Source organism: Pseudomonas sp. 2995-1 (assembly GCF_002742505.1).
Lineage (GTDB): Bacteria > Pseudomonadota > Gammaproteobacteria > Pseudomonadales > Pseudomonadaceae > Aquipseudomonas > Aquipseudomonas sivasensis.
In genome coordinates, this window is record NZ_LJSA01000349.1 from 27,258 (window position 1) to 49,237 (window position 21,980).

Annotated in this window: 17 protein-coding genes; 7 read left to right on the forward strand and 10 right to left on the reverse strand. The window is 57.3% G+C overall.

The features are described 5' to 3' along the window. Positions 1-108: 108 nt before the first annotated feature. Positions 109-1,428 carry an OprD family porin gene (locus AOA61_RS13070; RefSeq protein ID WP_099601910.1) on the reverse strand — a complete coding sequence of 440 codons (1,320 nt, stop codon included), beginning with the start codon at positions 1,426-1,428 and terminating at the stop codon, positions 109-111. Between the two features lie 225 nt (positions 1,429-1,653). Here AOA61_RS13070 and AOA61_RS13075 point away from each other — a divergent pair, with 225 nt between their 5' ends. The 3 genes from AOA61_RS13075 (at position 1,654) to AOA61_RS13085 (ending at position 4,047) form a co-directional block, all read left to right on the forward strand. Beyond that, positions 1,654-1,986, forward strand: coding sequence for a DUF2790 domain-containing protein (locus AOA61_RS13075; RefSeq protein ID WP_099601911.1), 333 nt, complete (start codon positions 1,654-1,656; stop codon positions 1,984-1,986). 108 nt (positions 1,987-2,094) lie between these two features. Continuing rightward, positions 2,095-3,411: a methyl-accepting chemotaxis protein gene (locus AOA61_RS13080; RefSeq protein WP_099601912.1), complete on the forward strand. Its 1,317-nt coding sequence runs from the start codon at positions 2,095-2,097 to the stop codon at positions 3,409-3,411. A 60-nt stretch (positions 3,412-3,471) separates the two neighbouring features. Beyond that, positions 3,472-4,047, forward strand: coding sequence for a flavin reductase family protein (locus AOA61_RS13085; protein ID WP_099601913.1), 576 nt, complete (start codon positions 3,472-3,474; stop codon positions 4,045-4,047). 3 nt (positions 4,048-4,050) lie between these two features. On the opposite strand, the gene AOA61_RS13090 is transcribed toward AOA61_RS13085, so the two are convergent. Continuing rightward, on the reverse strand, positions 4,051-4,935 hold the full coding sequence (locus tag AOA61_RS13090; protein ID WP_032886062.1) for a LysR family transcriptional regulator: 885 nt from the start codon (positions 4,933-4,935) through the stop codon (positions 4,051-4,053). Between the two features lie 122 nt (positions 4,936-5,057). Between AOA61_RS13090 and AOA61_RS13095 the strand changes: the two genes are divergently transcribed. Continuing rightward, complete coding sequence (locus AOA61_RS13095) at positions 5,058-6,404, forward strand: MFS transporter (protein ID WP_099601914.1); 1,347 nt, start codon at positions 5,058-5,060, stop codon at positions 6,402-6,404. A 22-nt stretch (positions 6,405-6,426) separates the two neighbouring features. On the opposite strand, the gene AOA61_RS13100 is transcribed toward AOA61_RS13095, so the two are convergent. Further along, positions 6,427-7,236, reverse strand: coding sequence for an AraC family transcriptional regulator (locus tag AOA61_RS13100; protein WP_032886066.1), 810 nt, complete (start codon positions 7,234-7,236; stop codon positions 6,427-6,429). 136 nt (positions 7,237-7,372) lie between these two features. On the opposite strand from AOA61_RS13100, the gene AOA61_RS13105 reads away from it, so the two are divergent. Together AOA61_RS13105 and ddlA are read left to right on the forward strand one after the other, a co-directional pair. Further along, positions 7,373-8,011 (forward strand): LysE family transporter, encoded by a 639-nt coding sequence (locus AOA61_RS13105; protein WP_095183754.1) that lies wholly within the window; start codon positions 7,373-7,375, stop codon positions 8,009-8,011. A 43-nt stretch (positions 8,012-8,054) separates the two neighbouring features. Continuing rightward, on the forward strand, positions 8,055-9,149 hold the full coding sequence (gene ddlA / locus AOA61_RS13110) for a D-alanine--D-alanine ligase (protein ID WP_099601915.1): 1,095 nt from the start codon (positions 8,055-8,057) through the stop codon (positions 9,147-9,149). Positions 9,150-9,206: 57 nt separating this feature from the next. Here the strand turns inward: ddlA and pgeF are convergent, their stop codons facing one another. The 7 genes from pgeF to AOA61_RS13145 form a co-directional block, all read right to left on the reverse strand. Further along, a complete protein-coding gene (pgeF, locus tag AOA61_RS13115; protein WP_099601916.1) occupies positions 9,207-9,929 on the reverse strand; it encodes a peptidoglycan editing factor PgeF in 723 nt (240 codons plus the stop codon). 23 nt (positions 9,930-9,952) lie between these two features. Next, on the reverse strand, positions 9,953-11,782 hold the full coding sequence (ggt, locus tag AOA61_RS13120; RefSeq protein WP_099601917.1) for a gamma-glutamyltransferase: 1,830 nt from the start codon (positions 11,780-11,782) through the stop codon (positions 9,953-9,955). 147 nt (positions 11,783-11,929) lie between these two features. Beyond that, positions 11,930-14,371: a TonB-dependent siderophore receptor gene (locus tag AOA61_RS13125; protein WP_081797674.1), complete on the reverse strand. Its 2,442-nt coding sequence runs from the start codon at positions 14,369-14,371 to the stop codon at positions 11,930-11,932. A gap of 102 nt (positions 14,372-14,473) precedes the next feature. Further along, complete coding sequence (locus AOA61_RS13130) at positions 14,474-15,430, reverse strand: FecR domain-containing protein (protein WP_099601918.1); 957 nt, start codon at positions 15,428-15,430, stop codon at positions 14,474-14,476. Next, the gene (locus tag AOA61_RS13135; protein ID WP_099601919.1) at positions 15,423-15,950 is read right to left on the reverse strand and encodes an RNA polymerase sigma factor; all 528 of its coding nucleotides are present in this window, start codon (positions 15,948-15,950) and stop codon (positions 15,423-15,425) included. The genes AOA61_RS13130 and AOA61_RS13135 overlap by 8 nt, the downstream gene beginning before the upstream one ends. A 99-nt stretch (positions 15,951-16,049) precedes the next feature. After that, positions 16,050-16,883 (reverse strand): EamA family transporter, encoded by an 834-nt coding sequence (locus tag AOA61_RS13140; RefSeq protein WP_099601920.1) that lies wholly within the window; start codon positions 16,881-16,883, stop codon positions 16,050-16,052. Between the two features lie 360 nt (positions 16,884-17,243). Beyond that, positions 17,244-18,530, reverse strand: coding sequence for an HNH endonuclease (locus AOA61_RS13145; protein ID WP_099601921.1), 1,287 nt, complete (start codon positions 18,528-18,530; stop codon positions 17,244-17,246). A gap of 1,342 nt (positions 18,531-19,872) precedes the next feature. On the opposite strand from AOA61_RS13145, the gene AOA61_RS13150 reads away from it, so the two are divergent. Continuing rightward, positions 19,873-21,888: an AAA family ATPase gene (locus tag AOA61_RS13150; protein ID WP_099601922.1), complete on the forward strand. Its 2,016-nt coding sequence runs from the start codon at positions 19,873-19,875 to the stop codon at positions 21,886-21,888. Positions 21,889-21,980 lie beyond the last annotated feature (92 nt).

Consider the following 21,980-nt stretch of genomic DNA (forward strand, 5'->3'; position numbering starts at 1 on the left):
GTATAAAAAGTGCAACTTAACGAGAAGGTGGGGCCGATATTACATTTCTGACAGACTTCAACTTGTGAACAGATGTACGGCATCGGCAACTGAATGTAAGTGGAAAACCTAGAGCACGGCCAACGGATACTCGATAATCACGCGAACTTCTTCCAGGTCCGACTCGAACGCACTTGAACGCACGGTGGCCTGGCGCAGCCTGAGCGACAGATCTTTCAAGTTGCCACTTTGCACCACGTACTTGGCTTCGATATCCCGCTCCCATCGGCGTTGATCGGTGAGCGGATCGCCGGCTGAATCGCGGCGCATGTACACCGCGTTGGCGTTGCTGTAATCGGCGCCGGTGCCTTTGGCGTAGCGGGTCATGAACGACAGGCCGGGGATGCCGAAGGCCTGCATGTCCAGGTCATAGCGAACCATCCACGAGCGTTCCTTGGGCGAGTTGAAGTCGCTGTACTGGATCGAGTTGTTGAGGAAGATCGAGTCCGAGTTGCGCAGGTAGTCGAAGTCGTCATCGCCGTTGTTGCGTTGATGGGACACGGCCAGGCTGTGGGCGCCGACCTTCACCCCGAGTCGGGCGCTCCAGATGGTGTTATCGAATTCACCGAGCAGTTTTTTACCTTCGTCCACAGCCTTATAGACGTTGACGTCGCCGAACAACGAGACGTCGTCGCTCAGCGGGTAACTGGCCGCGCTGCCCGCGTAATACTGGTTCCACGCGTCTTTGAGTCGGCTGCTATAGAGGCTTAGGCTGAGGTGTTTGTTGAACTGGTAATCGCCGCCGCCATAGGCGATCCATGGCGAGTCCACGGGGCCTGCGTAAAACGTCGCAAAGCCTTTGTTCATGCCGCTTTCAGCCGGTTGGCTCATGCCGCTCAGGCGCCCGCCCTGCAAGGTCAGGCCTTCCATGCTGGTGTTCTGCGCGGTCACGCCACGGAAGCTTTCCGGCAGCACCCGTGAATCGCCGTAGGCCACCACCGGCGTAAGCGGGAACACGTCGCCGGCCTTGATCACCGTGTCCAATACGCGCAATTTCGCCGCGCCGCCCACTTTGCTGTAGCTGTCTTCGGGATGGTTGTTGCTGTCCACCGGCATCACGCCGAACGAGCCCTTGCCGCCGCTGCGGCCGGTGCCCGAGTCGAGCTTCACGCCGACCATGGCGAAGGCGTCCAGGCCAAACCCCACGGTGCCCTGGGTAAAGCCAGACTCGAATTTACCGATCAAACCCTGGGCCCAGGCTTCCGAATAACCATTGCCGGTCGGGCTGGATTGGCCCTTGCGATCATCGCGATTGAAGTAAAAATTGCGCGCCAGCACGTTCAGGCTGCTGCCTTCGATAAACCCTTCGGGCGTGTCTTCAACCGCTACCGCCGCCAGGGGTAAAGCGGCGCACAGTGATAGGGGAAGGGTGTAATAACGGATCTGCATGTTTCGCTCCTCGGTATTGGCAGTTATCAGCTTCTTATGGAGGTGGGCGTTTTTATTGATTTGGCCCGGGCTGATAGTTGCAAACCGTGGATAACGATTGGATGGCTTGAACATTACAATTCTGGAAACTCCCCGCCGTCTAACAAATAAGTAATGTTCTGGTGAACATCGTGACAGGGTGGGTTGGTTAGTCTCGGCACTGAACTTTCAGTCGAGGAATTAACCATGAACTTTTATCGCATTGGCTTGGGTGTATTGATCGCTACGTTGTCATTCGGGGCACTGGCCGAAGGCGGCGGTGACCGCACCTTTGACCGAATGATGGAGCGCAATGAAAAAGCCATGGCCGCCTACGCGGAGAGAAACGGCAAACCCGCGCCCCAGGTGCAGGTGTATCGCTATGGCATGGACCTGGACATTGCCAAGGTGGTCAACGTCACACCGCCGATCCGCGCCTGTAACCCTGTGCCCTCGCGCATGACCTATGAGGACTCCAGCGGAACACTCACTACCTTGGAATATCAAGTCATGGGCGTGTGTCGAAATAACGGCAGTTAATGGCGTCAAAAAAAAGAGTCGGGAATGGCACTAAAGTACGCTTCAGAAAGGCTCCGCAGGGCCGATGCATGTCAGATCTTTCTTTCTCCATTTGACCATCGGTGACCAATGTTCAACACCCGTTTGAAGCAGGAGCTGTCGGCTCTTCGCGAAGAATTGTCCAGCTTGCAGCAGGTTAAGGAGAGCCTGGAAAGCGAAATGTTGTGCCTGACGCTGGACGCCGAAGGTCGGGTGGAATGGGCGAATGCCAATTTCCTGCAGGAGCTGGCTTACCAGTCGAGCAATATTGTGGGGCGCCCCATCGAAGATTTGGTGCCAGTTCATGTACGCAGGGATGAGTTCCAGCAGCGCTTCAACAACGCACTGCGACGTGGCGAGCACTTCGCTGGCACTGTGCGGTTGATGCGTGGCAATGGCCTGGAAGTGTGGCTGCGCTCGATCGTGCAGCCGGTGCGCAGTTCCGATGGGCGCATCAAGCATTTTTCGATTTACGCCAGCGACCTGACCCGCACCATCGAAGCATCGCGCGAGCATGAAAATCTGATTACTGCACTGGTGCGTTCCACCGCTGTGATCGAGTTCGACCTGGGCGGCCATGTGCTCACCGCGAATGATCGGTTCCTCGGCGGCATGGGTTACAGCCTGGCGCAGATCCAGGGCAAACATCACCGTATGTTCTGTGAGCCGCAGGAGTACAACAGCGCCGAGTACCAGAACTTCTGGAATCGTCTGAACAACGGTGAGTTCGTCGCCGCGCGCTTCAAACGTGTGGACAGCCGTGGGCATGTGGTGTGGTTGGAAGCTACCTACAACCCGGTGATGGACGCCAATGAACGCCTGTACAAAGTGGTCAAGTTCGCTACGGTGATCACCGATCAGGTCAACCGTGAACAAACGGTGGCCGACGCCGCGAACATTGCGTACACCACCTCCCTGCAAACCGACAACAGCGCCCAACGCGGCACCACGGTGGTGACTCAGGCGGTGGAAGTGATGCGCGATCTGGCTACGCACATGCAGCAGGCCGGTGAAGGCATTGAGGCGCTGAACGCGCAATCCCAGGTGATAGGCACCATCGTCAAGACCATCAGCGGCATCGCCGAGCAGACCAACTTGCTGGCGCTCAACGCGGCCATCGAGGCGGCGCGCGCCGGCGAGCAGGGCCGCGGTTTTGCGGTAGTGGCCGATGAGGTCCGCCAATTGGCGTCGCGTACCAGCAAAGCCACCGAGGAAATCGTCGGCGTGGTGCGTCAGAACCAGGACATGGCCCGCGATGCGGTAGCCCTGATGACCGACGGCCGTCTGCAAGCCGAGCAAGGTCTGGCCCTGGCGGCGGAAGCGGGCACGGTGATTGTGGAGATCCAGGACGGCGCACAGAAGGTGGTCAGCGCTGTGGTGCAATTCGCTAACCAGCTGTCGACCTGACCCGTAGGGTTCATGCTTGAGGTATCGTAGGTTTTTTCCGTTTAGAAGAGCCGATCCTCCATGAGCCCTGCCCACTGCCGCCCCGTTCCGCTGTCCAAGGCCTATCGCTTGCTCAACCACGGCCCGACCGTGCTGGTCAGTGCGGCCCACAACGGCCAGCGCAATATCATGGCGGCGGCCTGGGCCATGCCGCTGGACTTCGAACCGCCGAAAGTCGCTGTGGTGCTGGACAAGGCCACCTGGACCCGTCAGCTGTTGGAAGGCGCCGGCACGTTCGTGCTGCAGGTGCCCTGCGCGGCCCAGGCCGACCTGGTTCAGACAGTCGGCAATACCACCGGCACCGAGCGCGACAAGTTCGCCACGTATGGCTTGCAAACCTTCAGCGGTGAATACACCGATGCGCCCTTGCTGGAAGGCTGCGTAGCCTGGCTGGAATGTCGCCTGCTTCCCGAACCCCACAACCAGCAGACCTATGACCTGTTCCTCGGCGAAGTGGTCGCGGCCTATGCCGACGAGCGGGTGTTCAGTGAAGGCCACTGGCACTTTGAAGGTCATGATGAGTTGCGCACGTTGCACCATGTAGCCGGCGGCAATTTCCTGAGCATCGGCCAGCCGATTGTGGGGCTGCAGCTCTAAGCCTCACCAGCGTGCGTTTGCCAGCGCCTCGGCAAACGCCATCAATTTTGGCGAGTACTGCCGGGATGGCGGGTAGACCAACGAGATGCCCCGGCTGCGCCCGGCGACTGTCTCCAATACTGGCACCAGGCGTCCTGTGGCCAGGTCATCCCGCACGGCGAAATCCATTACCTGGGCAATGCCAAAGCCTCCCACGGCGCCGTCGACCATCGCATCACCGATATCAAAGATCAGCCGCCCCTCGACACTGACGTCCTGCACTTTGCCGTCGATCATGAATTGCCAATCCACCATACGGCCGGTACGTAAGTTGCGCACGGTGAGGCAGTGGTGGTCTTTGAGTTCATCAATTGTCTGCGGAGTACCAAAGCGCGCCAGATAGGCGGGTGCGGCAACGGTGATCCATCGCAGGGGTGCCAGGTTGCGGGCGATCAGGCGTTGGTCCTGGATTTCTCCGGTGCGCAACAACGCGTCGAAGCCTTCATCGACGATATCCACCAGGCGGTCGGTCATTACGGCTTCGATGCGCAACTCGGGGTAACGCAAGGTCAACTCGCCGATGACCGGCATCACCACCTTGCGGCCGAACAATGAAGGTGTACTGATTTTCAACAGGCCCGATGGGCTGCAGCGACGGTCGAGCATCAGCTTTTCGGTTTCGGCCAGTTCCGCCAGCAGCGGCGCGCTGCGCTCGTAGAGCATCTGGCCATCGGGGGTCAGGCTGACACTGCGCGTATTACGTTGCAGCAGGCGCACGCCCAATTCGTTTTCCAGGCGTGAGATGGCGCGGGACAGGCCCGACTGAGTGAGCCCCAGATCACCCGCCGCACGGGTAAAACTGCGGGCTTCGGCCACGCGGACCAGTAGGCGAACAGCATTCAGATCCATGATTAAAGTCATTACTGAAAGAGTGGTAGGGCTATTTATCACTTGGCCCGCATAAAAGACACTGGCGGCACTTCATTTTCGGACAGGACGCTGTGATGTCTCCCTCACGACCTTCAGGCTGGATGCTGGCGTTACTGGCCACCGCTCAGTTGATCATCGCCCTTGATGCCACCATCGTATTTGTGGCGCTGCCGCAGATCGGCACTCACTTGGATTTCTCTGCCCAGCAATTGCAGTGGGTGGTCAGTGCCTACAGCGTAGCGTTTGGCGGTTTCTTGTTGCTGGGTGGCCGTGCCACTGACTTGTTGGGCAAGCGCCGCCTGTATCGCGTGGGCCAGTCGCTGTATGCGCTGTCGTCGCTGGCGGCAGTGGTCGGCGGCAGCGCGGTGTTGCTGGTGTTGGCGCGAGCAGTGCAGGGCGTGGGCGGCGCGCTGTTGTTCCCGGCGACCCTGGCGTTGATCAACACCCACTACGCCGAAGGTCCGGCACGCAACCGTGCGTTCGCGGTATGGAGCGCAGCGTCAGCCGCGGGGTTGGCGCTCGGCGCCTTGCTCGGCGGTGTGCTGACCCAGGTGTGGGGTTGGGAGGCGGTGTTTCTGGTCAACGTGCCGTTGGCTGGCGGTTGTGCATGGGCGGCGCGTTATTGGATTCCTGCCGATGGCGCGCGGGCCCACGGCCGTAATTTCGATATCAGCGGCGCGCTGACCGTGACCGTCGGCGGTACGTTGCTGGTGTTTTCCCTGGTGCAAGGCCCCGAGTGGGGCTGGGCGGCACCGTCGACCCTCGGTTGTATCGCCTTGGCTGTGGCATTGCTGGGGCTGTTCGCCTGGATTGAGCATCGCGGCCGCGATCCGCTGATGCCGCTGCGCTTGCTGGCTTATCGAGAATTGCGCATGGCCATGGTACTGACGGCGGTGTTCATGAGCAGCTTTGGCGTGCAGTACTACTTCCTGGCGCTGTATTACCAGCAGGTCTACGGCTACAGCGTGTTGCAAGCGGGCTTGGCGTTTTTGCCGGCAACCTTGGTGTGTACATTTGGCATCTGGCTAGCGGAACGCTCGATGGCGCGGCTGGGGCTGCGCAACACCTTGGTCAGCGGGCAATTGGCCGGCGCGGTGGGGATTGCGCTGGTGTGTTGGGCATTGCCCACCGGGGTGGGATTCTGGTCGCTGCTGCCGGGGATTTTCATCCTGAGCATTGGCCAGGGCATGACGTGGACGGCGATGTGGGTGGCAGCCGGGCTAGGCATCCGTCCTGGGGAGCAGGGCGTGGCGGCGGGGATGGCGTCTACCAGCCAGCAGATTGGTGGCGCGTTGGGGTTGGCGGTGTTGGTGTCGGTGGCCAATGCGGGTGGGATCGAGTTGGCGTTGTGGTGGAGTGCGGCGATTGCGCTGGTGGGAGCGGTGTTGGTGCTGGCGCTGAAAGAGCGCCATCCCATGTCGAACTCATCACAGCAAGCCCACATTTAGAGTGCATGTTTAAAACGCTGACTCAGCGCCCGAGCATCTTCACCCACCGGGACGGCGGCATGCCGTAGGTGCTGCGAAACTGCCGGGTCATGTGGCTCTGGTCGGTGAAGCCGGCGATCAGCGCGGCGTCCACCAGCGACTGTCCCTGCGCCAGCAGACTGCGCACCAGGTCCAGGCGGCGCATCGTCAGGTAGCGGTAGGGGCTGGTGCCGAACAGCACGCGAAAATCCCGCGACAATGCCCAGCGGTCGCGGCCAGCGTGATCAGCGATTTCGTCCAGGGTGATGCTGCGGCCCAGGGTGCTGTGGATAAACTCCCGGGCGCGCTCGGCGGCTACGTAATCGAAGGTCTTACGGCTGACGATCGCCCCCGACGCATTGTTGAGCGCATGGGCCAGGTCGAACATCGCGTCCTGTTCCTGCAACGGGTCAATCGGATGATCGAGGTTCTGCAGCAGCACTTCGCTGGCGCGGAACAGCCTTGGGTCAGTGGATAAACCACTGGGGATAAACGGCAGCGGCTTGCCGCCGAGTATCTGCTGAATCAGTGACGGCTCCACGTAGATCATCCGGTACTTGAAGCCTTCGTCGCTGCCGGCGTGGCCGTCGTGGGTCTCGTCGGGATGAAGCACCATGGTCGTGCCGGGCAGGCTGTGGATCATGTCGCCGCGGTAGTGAAAACTCTGCACCCCAGACAAGGTACGCCCGATGGCGTAGGTGTCATGGCGATGGGGGTCGAACGCAAAGCCCGCAAAGTACGCCTCGATACGATCCAGGCCGCTGGCATGCGGGGCGCGGTGCAGCCAGTCGAGAGTGTGGGTAGGGTTGCCCATGGTGGCGTGTCACAAGAAGAGATGGAAATACGTTAACCCAGTCTGCAACCCTTGTCTGCCGGGGTCTTGTACGATTGTGCAGGCGGTGGGCGAGGTCTATTCTCCTTGCTCGTCCCTGCGCTGATGGAGCTGCCCAATGGAAGTTATCAACCCCGCCTACGTGGCTCCCCTGGTCTCGCTGGCCCTGTTGTGGACGGTGGCGGTGGTCACGCCTGGGCCCAACTTCTTCAACACGGCACAGTTGGCTGCCAGTTGTTCGCGCCGCCATGGCGTGGTGGCTTCGGCGGGCGTGTCCACCGGCACGATCATGTGGGGGCTGGCGGGTGGCCTGGGCATCAAATCGCTGTTTACCGCTGCGCCCATGTTGTACCTGGCGTTCAAGATCATCGGCGGCTGCTACCTGATTTACCTGGGGCTGAAACTGTTCAAGCGCTCGGCACCGGCGATGGGCCAGAGCCTATTGCCGGATGACACGCGACGTTCGCTGTTTTCCGCCTGGCGCCTGGGGTTGTTGGGCAACCTGTCTAATCCCAAGGCCGCGTTGTTCGTCGCCACCATCTTCGCCTCCACCATGCCGCCGTCTCCGTCGCCGATGCTGCTGACCCTGGCGGTGATCACCATGGCCAGCTTGTCGTTCAGTTGGTATTCCTGCGTGGCGTTGGTGTTTTCAAGTGCGCGCATGGCCAACCTCTACAGTCGCTCACGCAAATGGCTCGATCGTTTTGCCGGTGGTTGCTACGTGTTGTTCGGCGCACATCTGGTAGCGAATCGCTGACCGCCCGTGGTAAGAAGCCTTACTTTCAACAGTGAGGCGAGTCATGAGCAAGGTGCGGGTGGGGATTATTTTTGGTGGTCGTTCGGCTGAGCACGAGGTCTCGTTGCAGTCGGCGCGCAATATTGTCGATGCGCTTGACCGTGCACGCTTTGAGCCGGTCCTGATCGGCATCGACAAGGCCGGCCACTGGCACCTCAACGACACCTCGAACTTCCTGATCAACCAGGAAAACCCGGCACTCATCGCCCTTAACCAATCCAACCGCGAACTGGCGGTGGTGCCCGGCAAAGCCAGCCAGCAGGTGGTGGAAACCTCCGGCAACGGCCTGCTGGCACACATCGACGTGATCTTCCCCATCGTCCACGGCACCCTCGGCGAAGACGGCTGCCTGCAAGGCCTGCTTCGCATGGCTGACTTGCCTTTCGTCGGCTCCGACGTGCTCGGCTCGGCAGTGTGCATGGACAAGGACATCAGCAAGCGCTTGCTGCGCGACGCCGGCATTGCCGTGACGCCGTTCATTACCCTGACCCGCAGCAACGCCGCGCGTACTTCCTTTGAAACTGCGGTGAATAAACTCGGCCTGCCGATGTTCGTCAAACCGGCCAACCAGGGCTCTTCGGTGGGTGTGAGCAAGGTTGGCAACGAGGCCGAGTACCACGCCGCCGTTGAATTGGCCCTGGGGTTTGATCAAAAGGTGCTGGTGGAATCCGCCGTGCGCGGCCGCGAAATAGAATGCGCGGTGCTGGGTAACGAAAACCCCGTCGCAAGCGGCTGCGGCGAGATCGTGGTGAGCGGCGGTTTCTACTCCTACGACAGCAAATACATCGACGGCCAGGCGGCCCAGGTGGTGGTGCCGGCTGATATCAGCCATGAAGCCAGTGAGCGTATTCGCTGCTTGGCCCTTGAAGCGTTTGACGTGCTGGGCTGCGCAGGGTTGGCGCGGGTCGATGTGTTCTTGACCGACGACGGCGAAGTGCTGATCAACGAAATTAACTCACTGCCCGGCTTCACCCGCATCAGCATGTACCCCAAGTTGTGGCAGGCCGCGGGCATGAGCTACAGCGAGTTGGTGAGCCGGTTGATTGAGCTGGCGTTGGAGCGGCATGCGGGGCGTAAGGGGTTGAAAATTAGCCGTTAACGGATGGGGTAAATACCTGTGGCGAGCCCGCTCGCCACAAGGTGAGACGTAGGTTCGTCAGGGTTTACGAGCAATCCACGAATAAATCAACGTCTTCGCTTCCGCCGGGTGGTGGGTTCTCCTGCGATAGCTGGCAAACGTCGGCGAGGTGCAGTAAGTGCATACCTCGCTCACGTCGATCTGCTCTCGCTTGATACCCGCCGCTTGCAGCAACAACAACCCATAGCCGCTCAAGTCAAACCATGCGCTACCTGCTTGCCTTGCATGGGGCGGGCTAATTTCCGGTGACCGCAGCGGTGCCGGTTGCTCCAAGCTCCACGGTGCCAGGCCGTGTTGCCACAGGCGCCCCTGGTCAATCTGGAACTCGGCGATAAACCCTTCGCTCACCTCATAACAGCACGGCTTGATCGAAGGGCCGATAGCCACTTGCAACTGGTTGGCTGAAATCCCCTCGGCAGCAAAGCGCTGCATGACGTTGGCGATAATTCCGCGTTGCAGCCCCTTCCAACCGCCATGTATTGCGGCGACCCGTTCGCCCGTTTTCGACGCGAACAGAATGGGCAGGCAATCTGCGGTGATCACCGCGATCGGGTGAGTGTGGTGCGTCAACACACCATCGGCCTCGATCGTGTTGGGTACCTGGCCCGCCTGCCATTCAATCACTGAGGCGCTGTGCACTTGCTTGCAGATGAACACGTCATCCGGGCGCAGTGGGTCATCTATCGAACAGAAACCGTGGTCGATGCCAGGGATGGCAGCGAGATTTTCAGCCTGATGCAAGGGATCACCTCCGTTCAATAAAGTCAGTCGCCGAGCGCTTCGCCTTCGCGACGAGGGTCGGCGCCACCGCTCAGCGATACCTTGCCCTGGGCGTCCCGCTTGAGCACGATGGCCTGTATGCCGCTGGTCATGTCGATCTCGCTCAGTGCATGGCCCTTGTCCTTCAACGCCTGCTTCAGCCCTGGGCTGAACAAACCGGCCTCCAACTCGGTAGCGCCATTGCGACTGCCGAAGTTGGGCAGGCTGATGGCGGCTTGCGGGTCGAGGTTCCAGTCGAGCATGGCCACCAGGGATTTGCTCACGTACTCGATGATTTGGGAGCCGCCCGGCGAACCGACCGTGGCCAGCAACTCACCGCTCTCGCGGTCGAACACCAGGGTCGGCGCCATGGCCGAGCGCGGGCGTTTGCCGGGTTGTACGCGGTTGGCTACCGACTGACCGTTTTCTTCGGGGATGAATGAGAAGTCGGTCATCTGGTTGTTGAGCAAAAAGCCCTGGACCATCACATGGGAGCCAAACGCGGCTTCCACCGTGGTGGTCATCGACACGGCGCCGCCCATGTCGTCCACGGCCACCACTTGGGAGGTGGAAATGCGCAGTGGCGAACGGTCCGGCGCGTAGGCCACTTGTATGCCCGCAGGCTGGCCTGGCTTGGCGATGCCCATGCTGCGCTCACCGATCAGCGCGGCGCGTTGGGCCAGGTAGTTGGGCGCGACAAGGCCGGCGGTCGGCACCGGCGTAAAGTCTGAATCAGCCAGGTACAGCGCGCGGTCGGCGAAGGCCAGGCGACCGGCCTCGGCGATCAGGTGCACGGCCTCGGGCGTCGGCTCAAACCCGGCAGGCAACGCGCTTTTTATCGGTGTCATCGGTGCGATAGCCAGGCGCGGGTCGCGGGCTTCCAGGGCCTGCAACGTACCAAGGATCTGCGCGACCGCAACCGCGCCTGACGACGGCGGCGGCATGCCACAGATTTTCCAGCGTTTGTAGTCGGTGCACAGCGGTTCGCGCTCCTTGGCGGCGTAACCCTTCAGGTCGGCCTGGGAGAGGCTGCCCGCATTGCGATTGCCCTGCACTTTGCGCGCAATTTCATCGGCAATTGGCCCGTGGTACAGCGCGTCAGGGCCCTCGTTGGCGATGCGCTTGAACACAGCGGCCAGCGCCGGGTTTTTCAGCAGCGTGCCGGTGGCTTTGGGTGTGCCATCGGCATTCAGAAAGTAGGCGGCCATCTCCGGCGATTGCGCAATAAATCGGTCAGCCGCGATCAGGCTGTGCAAGCGTGGTGAAATGGCGAAGCCCTGTTCCGACAAACGAATCGCTGGCTCAAACAGCTCGGCCCATCGCAGTTGACCGGTCTTCTTATGGGCCATCTCCAGGGCACGCAGCACACCGGGCGTACCCACCGAGCGCCCGCCAATCTGCGCGTCGGTGAAGGTCATCGGTGTGCCGTCGGCGTTCAAGAACAACCGCTCCGTCGCGCCTGCCGGCGCTGTTTCCCGACCGTCATAGGCGTGCACCTTTTTCCCGTCCCACAGCATGATGAACGCGCCGCCGCCAATGCCGGAGGATTGCGGCTCCACCAAGGTCAACACCGCCTGCATGGCGATCGCTGCATCAATCGCCGAACCGCCTTTGCGCAACATCTCGCGCCCGGCTTTTGCGGCCAGCGGGTTGGCGGCGGCGGCCATATGGCGTTCGGCGTGTTGAGTGATCAGATCGGTGCGATAGCCCGAGCCCAGCTCCGGTGCCGGCGGCTGTTCGTTGACCGGGGTGTGACAGGCCGCAAGGGCCAGGGCTGCGGCAATAACCGACAACTGACGGCGAGAAATCGAAAGCACGTGCTGAACTCCGTTCATTTTGAGAATGATCTGTTGTCCTTGGGGGCAGCGGTTTACAGGTGCGTCGCAGTGAGCACTCCGTGTGTGGGGAGGCTGGACACTAACAGTGGCAAAGGAGGGCGTCAAAAGCGGCCTACCCTGGGATAGGCCGTGTGGCTCAAGTGATCAGAAGTCCCAGCGGGTGGTCAGCATGAAGTGACGCGGCGCGCCGTAGATGGCGGAGTTATAGAAACCCACGTTGGTGTAGTAGTACTTATCGAATACGTTATTCAGGTTCAGCGTCGTCGACAGGTTTTTGGTGAATTGGTAGCGCGTCATCAAGTCCACCACCCAGTAGGACTCCTGGGAAAACGCGTCCGTCGTTCCTTTGGGCCCGTTGTAGATGTCCTGCCACACCGTGTTCTGCCAGCGCAGGCCACCGCCGACGCTGACTTTGTCCAGATCGCCCTTGAGCTTGTAGATGGTGAACATGCTCACCTGGTCCTCGGGCTCGAAAGTCGAGATTTTTTTGCCGGCATCGTCGCGCACCACTTTGTGGGTGTAGCCGCCCTGCAACTGCCAGCCGGGGGCGATTTCGCCGGACAGCTCCAGCTCATAGCCCTTGGTCGTCGCGTCGGTGCCCTTGAAGGCAAAGTTGGGCGGGGTTGGGGTCTGGTTGTTGTATGCATCGTCGGGCAGGGAGCGGTTGCTTTCCTTGACTTCGAAGTACGCCAGGCTGGCGTTCAGGCGACCGTCGAGGAATTCGCCCTTGAGGCCCACTTCGTAGTTCTCGCCTTCGTCCGGGTCGATCAGCTTGCGGTTACGGTCGAGGTTGTAGCTTTCCTGGGGCATGAACACATCGGTGTAGCTGACATAGGCCGACAGGTTGTCCGTGAGGTCATAGATGGCCCCGGCATAGGGAATGAAACGCCCGGTCTCTCGGTAGGTGTCAGTGGTGCCGGTCAGGGTGTAGTCGACCACGCGCCCGCCGAGCAACAGTTTCAGATCGTCGGTGAGGTTCCAGCGGGTGGTGACGTACATGCCGGTCTGGCGAATGGTGTCGTCGATGACTTGTGAGGCCACGCCCCAGTCCGGCTTGGCCAGGTTGCCGTGCCAGTTGAAGTAGTCGACCAGGTTGGCGGTGGGGAAGGTTTCGTCCCAATAGCCCTTGCCCTTCCAGTGGGCGGTGCTGATGGAGCCGCCGACCACCAGGTCATGTTCGCGACCGAGGAAGTTGAACGGACCGCTGAGGTACAGGTCGGCGGAATCGCTGGTGGTCTCGCCTTTGTAGCGCTGGGCGTTAATGTCGGCAGTGCCATCCGCTGCCGGCTGGTAGAACTGGATCGCACCCATCTGGGCATCGTAGCCATTGAGCTTGTGGTCCAGTTGCAGCTTGGTGACCCAGCCGTCGCCGAGGTCGTGCTCCAGGTTCGCGAACACCGTGCGGGTGTATTGCTGCCAACTGCTCCAGTCGGTGGCATTACTGAAAGACCGCTTGGCGTCGTTGAGCGCACCCGAATAGTTGAACAGCGGGAAACTGCCGGACCAAGTCGAACCTTTGGGTTTGCTGTCCTGATAATCGGCGCCCACGGTGAGCAGGGTGTCGGGCGACAGGTCGAATTCGAGGATGCCGTAGAACACTGAGCTTTTGTTGGAGTAGCGGTCGATCCAGGACTTGTTGTCCTGATATGCCGCTACCGCCCGCCCGCGCACATTGCCGGTTTCGGTCAGTGGGCCGCTGACGTCCACTTCCGTGCGGTAGTGATCCCAGGTGCCCGCCGCTGTGGTGATATGGCCGAGGAATTCCGACGTGGGTTTCTTGCGTACCAGATTGATGGTGCCGCCCAGGGAACCGGCGCCGCTGAGCAGGCCAGAGGCGCCTTTGAGTACTTCGACACGGTCATAGATCGCCATGTCGCTCAGGGTGTTGCCAGCCGAATAGGCCACGTTGCGCACGGCCGAGGGGATGCCGTCGTACTGGAAATTGTTGATCGAGAAACCGCGCGAATAGTAGTTGCTGCGGTCGGTGTCGTAGGCCGAAACGGTGATGCCGGGCGTGTGGCGCATCACGTCGTCAACGCTGTCGAGGGCGAAGTCATCCATGTGCTGGCGCGTGACGACGCTGATGGACTGTGGTGTTTCCCGGGGCGTCAGTACCAGGCGCGTAGCCGTGGCGATGGTCCCCGGGGTGTAGGAACCAGTGCCTTCGGTGACGGTGCCCAGTTGGTTGCTGATCACCGTGGTGGTGCCGAGTTGCAAGGCCGCGCCGGGTTGTTCGGTGCGGTTCAGTATCACCGCGTTGGGGCCGTTGGGCTCGAAGCTCAGGGGCGTGCCTTTGAGCAGTTGGGCCAGCGCTTCCAGGGCGGTCATGCGGCCGCTGACGCCGGGCGATTCGACGCCCTGAGCGAGGTCCGCCGCGTAGGCAATTTGCAGCCCGCTCTGCACACTCAATTGATCCAGGGCATTGACCAGTGACTGACGCGCTATCGCGAAGCTGCGGGTGTCCGCCGCTTCGCGAGTGGCTGGCTGGCCTGCTGGCTCCACCGCAACCGCCGGGCTGCACGCCAGGCAGATGGCGAGCGCGAGCATGCTGCGGGCATGGGTCGGATTGAGTGTTGGAAAGTGCATGTGAGCCCCGTTAGAAATAGGAATGATTTGCAAAGGCAAAGTTCTTGACGGGTTGAACCTTCGAAAGCCGTAAAACTTTTCGAAGGTATCGGGGGCTCTGTGTCAGCGAATCACCAGGATGCCACCGGGCAGTCGCTGGGCGTGGGTGGACGTGACTTTACTCAACGCCTGTACGATCGCCAGGGGGTCGTCCAACTGGTAATTCCCGCTGACCCGCTCACCGGCGGCGGCATCGTTGAATAACAGGATCGGCGCCGGGTAGTAACGCTGGATCTCTTTCAGCACCTGCACCAGTGGCGCGTTTTGGAATGACAGTCGCCCGTTGATCCAGGCCATCTGCCGTTCACTGCCTTCCAGGGACCGCGGTTGCAGTTGACCATCTCGTAGCTGTTGCCAGTTACCCGCCTGCAGCAGGCTCTGCTCGCCCTTGCGGTTGGCGAAGCGCACCTGGCCTTCGCGCACGGCGACAGTGACCCCCGAGTCTCGCTGGCTGACGCTGAATTGCGTGCCGACCACGGTCACGCTGGCCTCGTTGGTCTCGATGCTCAGTGGGCGTTTAGAGTCGTGGGCGGCCTCGACGTAGAGCTCGCCACGCAATAGCTTGATGCGCCGCTGGGCGCCGTCGAAGGCGGTGCTGATTGCGCTGTGGCTGCCCAGCACGATGTGAGAGCCATCTTCCAGGTCAAAGCGTTCCAGCTGCGCGACGTCGGTCATGTGATCGGCTTGCAGGCGCATCGGCACGTCGGCCATCCAACCGATGCCCAGTGCGAGCAACAGGGTCGCGGCGGCAGCCACAAAACGCGTCTTGGGAGGCTCGGCGGTTAGCGGGGAAGAGGGCAACTCTAGGTCGACGGCGAGGTCTTTCAAGGCTTGTTCAAAGGCGCGGTTTTCCCACAGCGTCTCCACTTCGGCATAGGCAGTGGCGTGCAGGGGATCGGCCGCGCGCCACTGCTCAAAGCGCTGACGGGTGATGAGGTTGCGCGCACTTTCATCGCGCAGGGCGAACCAATCAGCCGCCTGCTCACGTACTGCTTCGGGAATGACGGGACGGTCAATCATGATAGGTCGTTTGCTTGACGCAGGCGGTGAGGGCTTGGCGCAGGTCTTTTTCCACCGTACTCAACGACACCTGCAGGCGCTGGGCGATCTCGCCTTGGGACAGGTCGTGCAGTCGATGCAATACCAGGATTTGTTGCTGGCGTTTGGGCAAGGTAGCGAGCACCTGTTGAAACCGCTGCAGTTGCTGCTGGCCCTGAGCCTGGCTCTCCGGTCCGGGTGCCATTGTGGGCACCTCGACAACCAGGCTTTCGGCCAAGTGGCACTCGTAGCGCCTTTTACTGCGCACACTGCGCAAATGATCAAAGGCCAGATACTGCGCAGTTTGATAAAGAAACGGCTTCAAGTGTTCGATCGGGCGGGTGTACAGCGCCTTAGCTACCTTCAGATAGGTTTCCTGGGCCAAGTCCTCCGCCTGGCTCGAACAGCCGACGACGCGCGACAGCATACGGATTAACGCACTGCGCTGCCCGATGAAAACGGCGCTGAGTTTTTCCTGATCCCCTGGCGTCCCTGTCTCCATGGCCCCTGATACCTTGATGCTGCATTGCGCGGATAGCGGGCATACTAATGAGAAGCTGTCTCATTTGATAGGGTGATGGAAGATTTGTTTGTCGACGCGTCAGCCCAGTCGCAACACCATCGCCCCGGCGGCAATGATGCACGCGGCCACGATGCGGGCGCGGGTCAACTGCTCTTTGAGCACCAGCGCCGAGATCACGACGCCAAACAGAATCGAGGTCTCCCTGAGCGCCGCAACCGTGGCAATGGGGGCCGCGGTCATAGCCCACAGCGCCAGGCCATAGGACGCGACGGTACCGAAGCCACCTATCACGCCAGGGCGCCAGTGACGCGCCAGATAGCGGCTGAATTCGCGTCGACGGCGGGCCAATGCCCATGCGCCGAGTGGGATGCCGGTCAACAGGAATATCCACAACGTGTAGGCCGCCGGGGCGCCGGATTTGCGCACACCTATTCCGTCGATGAGGGTGTAGCCCGCGATGACAGCCGCGTTAAGCAGCGCAAGGAGTATCCCTTTACGCTGACCGGCTGAAGGGGCTGCTGCCATGCTCAAAATACCGATGCAGATCACGGCAATGCCGAGCCAGGCAAACGCGGACAAGGATTCGGACAGCAGCCCTAAGCTCGCCGTCGCCACCAGCAACGGCGCGGTGCCCCGCATGATCGGGTAGGTCTGGCTCATGTCCGCAACGCGGTAGGTCGAGGCGACCAGTACGAAATACAGCACCTGGAATATCACCGACGCGCCGATGAAGGGCCAGCTTTGCGTCGAAGGCACTGCCAGGAACGGAATGACCGCCAGCGCGATCAGTGAAGCGAAGGACGCGATCATGCACGTGGTCAGCAGCTTGTCGTCACCCCCCTTGACCACTGCATTCCACGTGGCATGCAGCGCAGCGCCCAGCATGATGATTACGAACACATCAAGGCTCATGAAGGGATGTCCTGTGGGGTTCAGCGCCGCGTCGTGGAGGTAGACCGTTGCGAGTATGCCTCAGCACTTTTCTACAGGCATAAAAAAACGGCCTACCTTTCGGTAAGCCGTTTTTAGTACTTGGTGGTACACAGTCATTTGAACTGAGTATGTAATGATTTGTTTTTAAACGCTTTTATTTTGTATTTTTAATTAAGGCATACATATGGGCATACACGCTGCGCGTTGTTGGTTGCAAAGTGCATCCAAGCGACATGGGCCATCAGCTCTTTTTTGTGTAACTGCATCCCTATAGCTCCGCTACACCGACTCACATTTTTCTGTAAGCCTTGACCAGCACTTTAAGAGCCTGAGTAGGTGTCAGATCGTTCTGACTATGGATTGAGATCTCCAATAGCCCGCGACCTGGTAGAGCTTCCCGGTGCTAACTGCCCGAATGAAATACTCTTGCCCAGGATCAAATTCGAAAATACTGACCATCTCGCCTGGTTTCCTTTCCATGGTGATTCGCGATTGCTTGAGCGCATCCTCCAAATAACAGAATTTCTCTCCTGATCGGCGGTAAAGGGGCACCGCCTCGTTGGCTTGCCCTTCATATCTAAAGGCTGGATTATTGACCTCCTGCACACACTGCTCGAACTCCGCTTTGTCGAAAAAGTACCTGAACATGCTCGACCCTGAGCCCAAGCAGCCTCCTATCATTTCCTCCCCTGTTAGCTTGGTGAAGCTACGATCTTCGATGGAGTTAACCCCGATCCGAAGCGCGCCCTCATGCAGGTATCTTTTGTTCGAAAGGACGACGCCAACTGCGAATAGATCGTGCAACTTGACCAAACACATAAGTCCCCAATCTTCAGTTGGCATCATGATGAGGTAGTGTTTTTTTTGCTCAAAGTCGATGAAATCCTCAAAGGGTTTGCAGATTTCTTGCTGGAGGCCGTTGCCGATTTTTACGTAATCCAAGACGGCGTCGTATCGGGCGTCATGCAATATTTCTGAGATCCGGATGGCGTCCTCATCTTCGAAATAACCTGGGATGGTATCGACAGCGAATTCATACGCAATTTTCAGGAGACCTATCTTGAAGCGCTGCGTGTCTAGCTGCCATCTTGACCCAAAACTTCCCGTAGAAATTTCTACTCTTCGTTCACCGCGCCGAATCGCTTCTTTGGGAATGTCCCTACGCCTCAAGATTTTTTCGGCCATTGCGTCGATTTTGTCTGTGTCCTTACTGTCGACGGAAATCTCGATAGACACTACCTGACCGTTTTCTTCTTTCACCTCGATAGACGGGTGATGGTAGATCTCGAGCTTTCCGTCTTCTCCAACATCCAATCTGGCCTTGTTCTTGGGCGCCTCCTTTGCCGTGAATACACCAGAAAAAGGGTTGGGCACAGCCCCGTTTTTCCCAGCTATGTTCTGGGCAAATCTGTAGAGCTCGGCCAGCTTATGGTTCACCAAGGGGGAGTCGATGTTATTCCCCATCATCGAGTTGCAAGCGACGCACACGGTCTTTATGTGGTAGTAGCCACCGAGCGATTGCGGGATGACGTGTTCAAGGCTCATGTCATCTTTATCAAGTCTGCAGATTATGCATATCAAGGTTTGAGTTTCCTTTCCCAAATCGGAGGAGTGGCGGTGATCCATGTTATGGATCGCTCGCCGGTAGTTATAGCAGCCACAGCCACAGCCATAAATCACCTATCTGGGCCGTTTTTCCCTTCTATCCCTTAGTACCCAGAGCATTCACAGCTGTGAATGGCGTAATGCCACCAGCACAGCCAAGCATTGGCGCCCATATCAAGTTCAGATCCATTTTTACCCCATTGGGTTGAGCATTCCGATCAAATTGTGTGCTCACCCCAACAATTTGAAAGGTTGCCAAATGGTTTAGCAAATATCCTCCACCGGCATACTGCTCTGGGCGTGGTTACTGCCACATCTGAACTGTAAAACCGCTGGGGACCCTGGTGATATTCCGAGGGTACGGGGTCAGAAACCCGCGGGATCGAGATAGTGGGAGGCCTAGGAAGTTACTGAAATTTCAATCGTTGAAATTGAAAGGATGTTGAAGAAAAAGGGCCATCGTTACAGCATCGGTAAAGGTGGTTGTATCTGTTGCTGATAGTGAACACCTTGCATGCCGTCAACCATGGTGATGGGTGTCAACCACGTCAACCTGTCAACCAACTTAAAAAATCCAGCCGCTAACACGAACGCGCGGGTTCTATGCCCCGTGTCTATCGGAAATGCCCAGGGTCCCCAGCGGCTTTCAGATTCATAGGGCAAATGCACTGGTGGACAGCAGTTCACCCGGTTCACCTGTTCACTAAGCTGGGCTCCTTTCCGCTGACACGATCACGCGGGTTTCCTACCCCGTACCTTCAAGAATGCTCCAGGGTCCCCATCATCGATCCAAAGCCAAGACCACGATCGTTCTCGCTTCGCTGGAGGAGCAATAGTAATGGGGCTAGGGGGAGGCCCTAATAAAATCGTGTTACGGGTGTTACGCGTGTTACGAAAATGCATAAGCATATGATTATAAACAATTTTTATGGTGTAACACCGCTGTGGCTGGTTTGCCGATGTACGTGTTACATGGCAAATAGGTGTTACATCAATGAGTGCTCTGGAGGAGCGGTTTGAGATTATTAAGGCGGGGGGGGCATCGACCTACGGGGGTTCGCTCATTAGGGCGCTTACCGGCCAAAAGAGGACTGTTCTGCAGCGTCTTATCATGCCTCCGTTGAGGCTCGGAAGCGCCTACGAAACCCGGGGCGATTCACGTCGCTTGTGAGTTTATTGCAGATTTCTATCGAAACCGCTGCCTCGGAGGATTAACTTCACTGGTAACAACCTATCTCATCACAAAAAAACAGTGATGGCTTTTTGGGCGTCATGGCATGTAAAGTCATTGTTAAAAGCATATGAATTTTTGGGGAAGACAGCCTGTATAAATTTTTTGCATTTATTAGATGAGGGATTATCAATGAAATTAGTGCGTGTGAAAGTCGGTCCGTTTAGATCTATAAACACCCCCCAGGAAGTTGAGATCGATACCAGCATAACCGGTCTGGTTGGGATGAATGAAGCAGGGAAAACTGTTTTTCTCAAAGCATTACATAAAGCTAGAGATGCGTTAGAAAACGAAAAGTTTGTTATTCAAGAGGACTATCCTCGCAAAGACTTAGCAGCATATCGTAAGCGCCATGAAAAAAAACCTGATCAAGCCGTAGTACTTACGTACATGCTATCAGATGAGGAAATTGAGGACGTTAATCAAAGCATAGGCACGGAAATTCAACAAGGATTCGAGTTCAGTGTTTATCATCTTTATAACGGCGCAATGAATATAGGCATAGCAGTAGATGAGAAGCCAGTTCTAAAAAAACTCAGCGAGGAGGAAGGGTTAAGTCTGGAAGCAGTTAAGACTCTTAAAAGCTGCGGTGCGATTAAGAAGGCGTTTGAGCTTCTTCAAAAAATTGTATTGCCAACTGAAGAGGATGTTAAGCTAATTGAAGCACTAAAAGCCAAGATAGATAAAGAAAAAAATTATAGTGGTTGGAGTAATGTGACGGCATTAGAAGTATGGGTGCACCTAAGCCAGAAAGTTCCGCAGTTTTTGTATTTTAGTGATTATGATTTGCTACCAGGCAAGCTAAATCTAAATGACCTCAAACGTCGACAGGCGATGGTTAGCGGTGGCTCCACAAGTGATCAAAAACAGATCGAACCTAAGCACCAAGCCATTCTAGCATTGCTAAGGATGGCAGAAGTAGATCTGGATGACTTTTCTAACGGTCCTGGATATGATCAGCTTAAATCACAAATAGAATCGGTTTCTATAAGCCTTACAGATCGAGTTCTTGAGTTTTGGAAGCAAAATGAGGATATCGAAGTTGAAGTTGATATTCGATCTGATCCTTCAGACTCTGCGCCGTTTAATGACGGTCCTAATTTATACTTGCGGATTAAAAACAAAAGACACAGAGGGGTTTCCACTTCCTTCGACCAGCGCAGTAGGGGTTTTATCTGGTTCTTTAGTTTTCTAGTGTGGTTTGATAGTATCCAATATCAGTTGGATCTGGTTGGGAAGTCTTCGGACAGAAAACAGATATTACTGCTTGATGAGCCAGCGCTGGCACTTCATGCGTTAGCGCAAAAAGATTTTTTGAACTATATTGATCAATTGGCTGAAAATCACCAGGTCTTATATACTACTCACTCACCATTCATGGTCCATGCGGATCGCTTGCATCAGATACGCGTGGTAGAAGATAAAGGAGATGAGGGAACTATTATATCATCAAATCTGTCTGGGTCTGACGCGAGAACTATTTTTCCTTTGCAGGCCGCACTTGGATGGAACATTGCGCAAAACCTATTCATTGCAAAGCATAATTTGCTAGTTGAAGGTGTTAGTGAGTTAGCACTTCTCCAAGCCATGTCAAAGGTTGTAGAGGATAATGGAGAGAAAGGTTTAAATAATTCCATTACAATTGTTCCGGTTGGTGGCCTAAATAATGTGGCAACCTTTGTTTCTTTGCTTGGCAGCAACGGGCTTAGCTTTGCCGTACTTCATGACTATACTGGAAAACCAGAGCAAAAGCTGGATTTTATGATAAGTCAAAAGCTACTATCGAAAAAATCAGTTTTTAACTTTTCTCAATTTAGAAACTGTGAAGCCTTGGGTGTAAATACTATTGCTTCAGATTTAGAAGATTTGATTGATCCTGACGTATATTTGGAATACTTTAATATAGTGTTCAAAAAGGAGCTGGGTGGGGTTTTACTTAGTGAGGAAAGAATTCCTGCAGGAGATCAAATTGTTAAGCGTATTGAGCACTATCTAAATGATAATAAGCTAAAAGTGAGGCCTTCTGGCGGATACAACCATTACTCAGTCGCCGCAAGTATTGCCATGATGCCAAATAGAAAGTTTTCAGAAGGTACGATTAAGCGGTTTGCTGCATTATTTAAGGCTGTAAACTCAGCTTTAAAGTAGATATAAATGGCGATGATAGGAGTGGAATGAACCGCCCCTCGTTTCCTACGCGCGTCCGATTGGCTGCTTTTGACCAACGGCAGCTTTTGGCC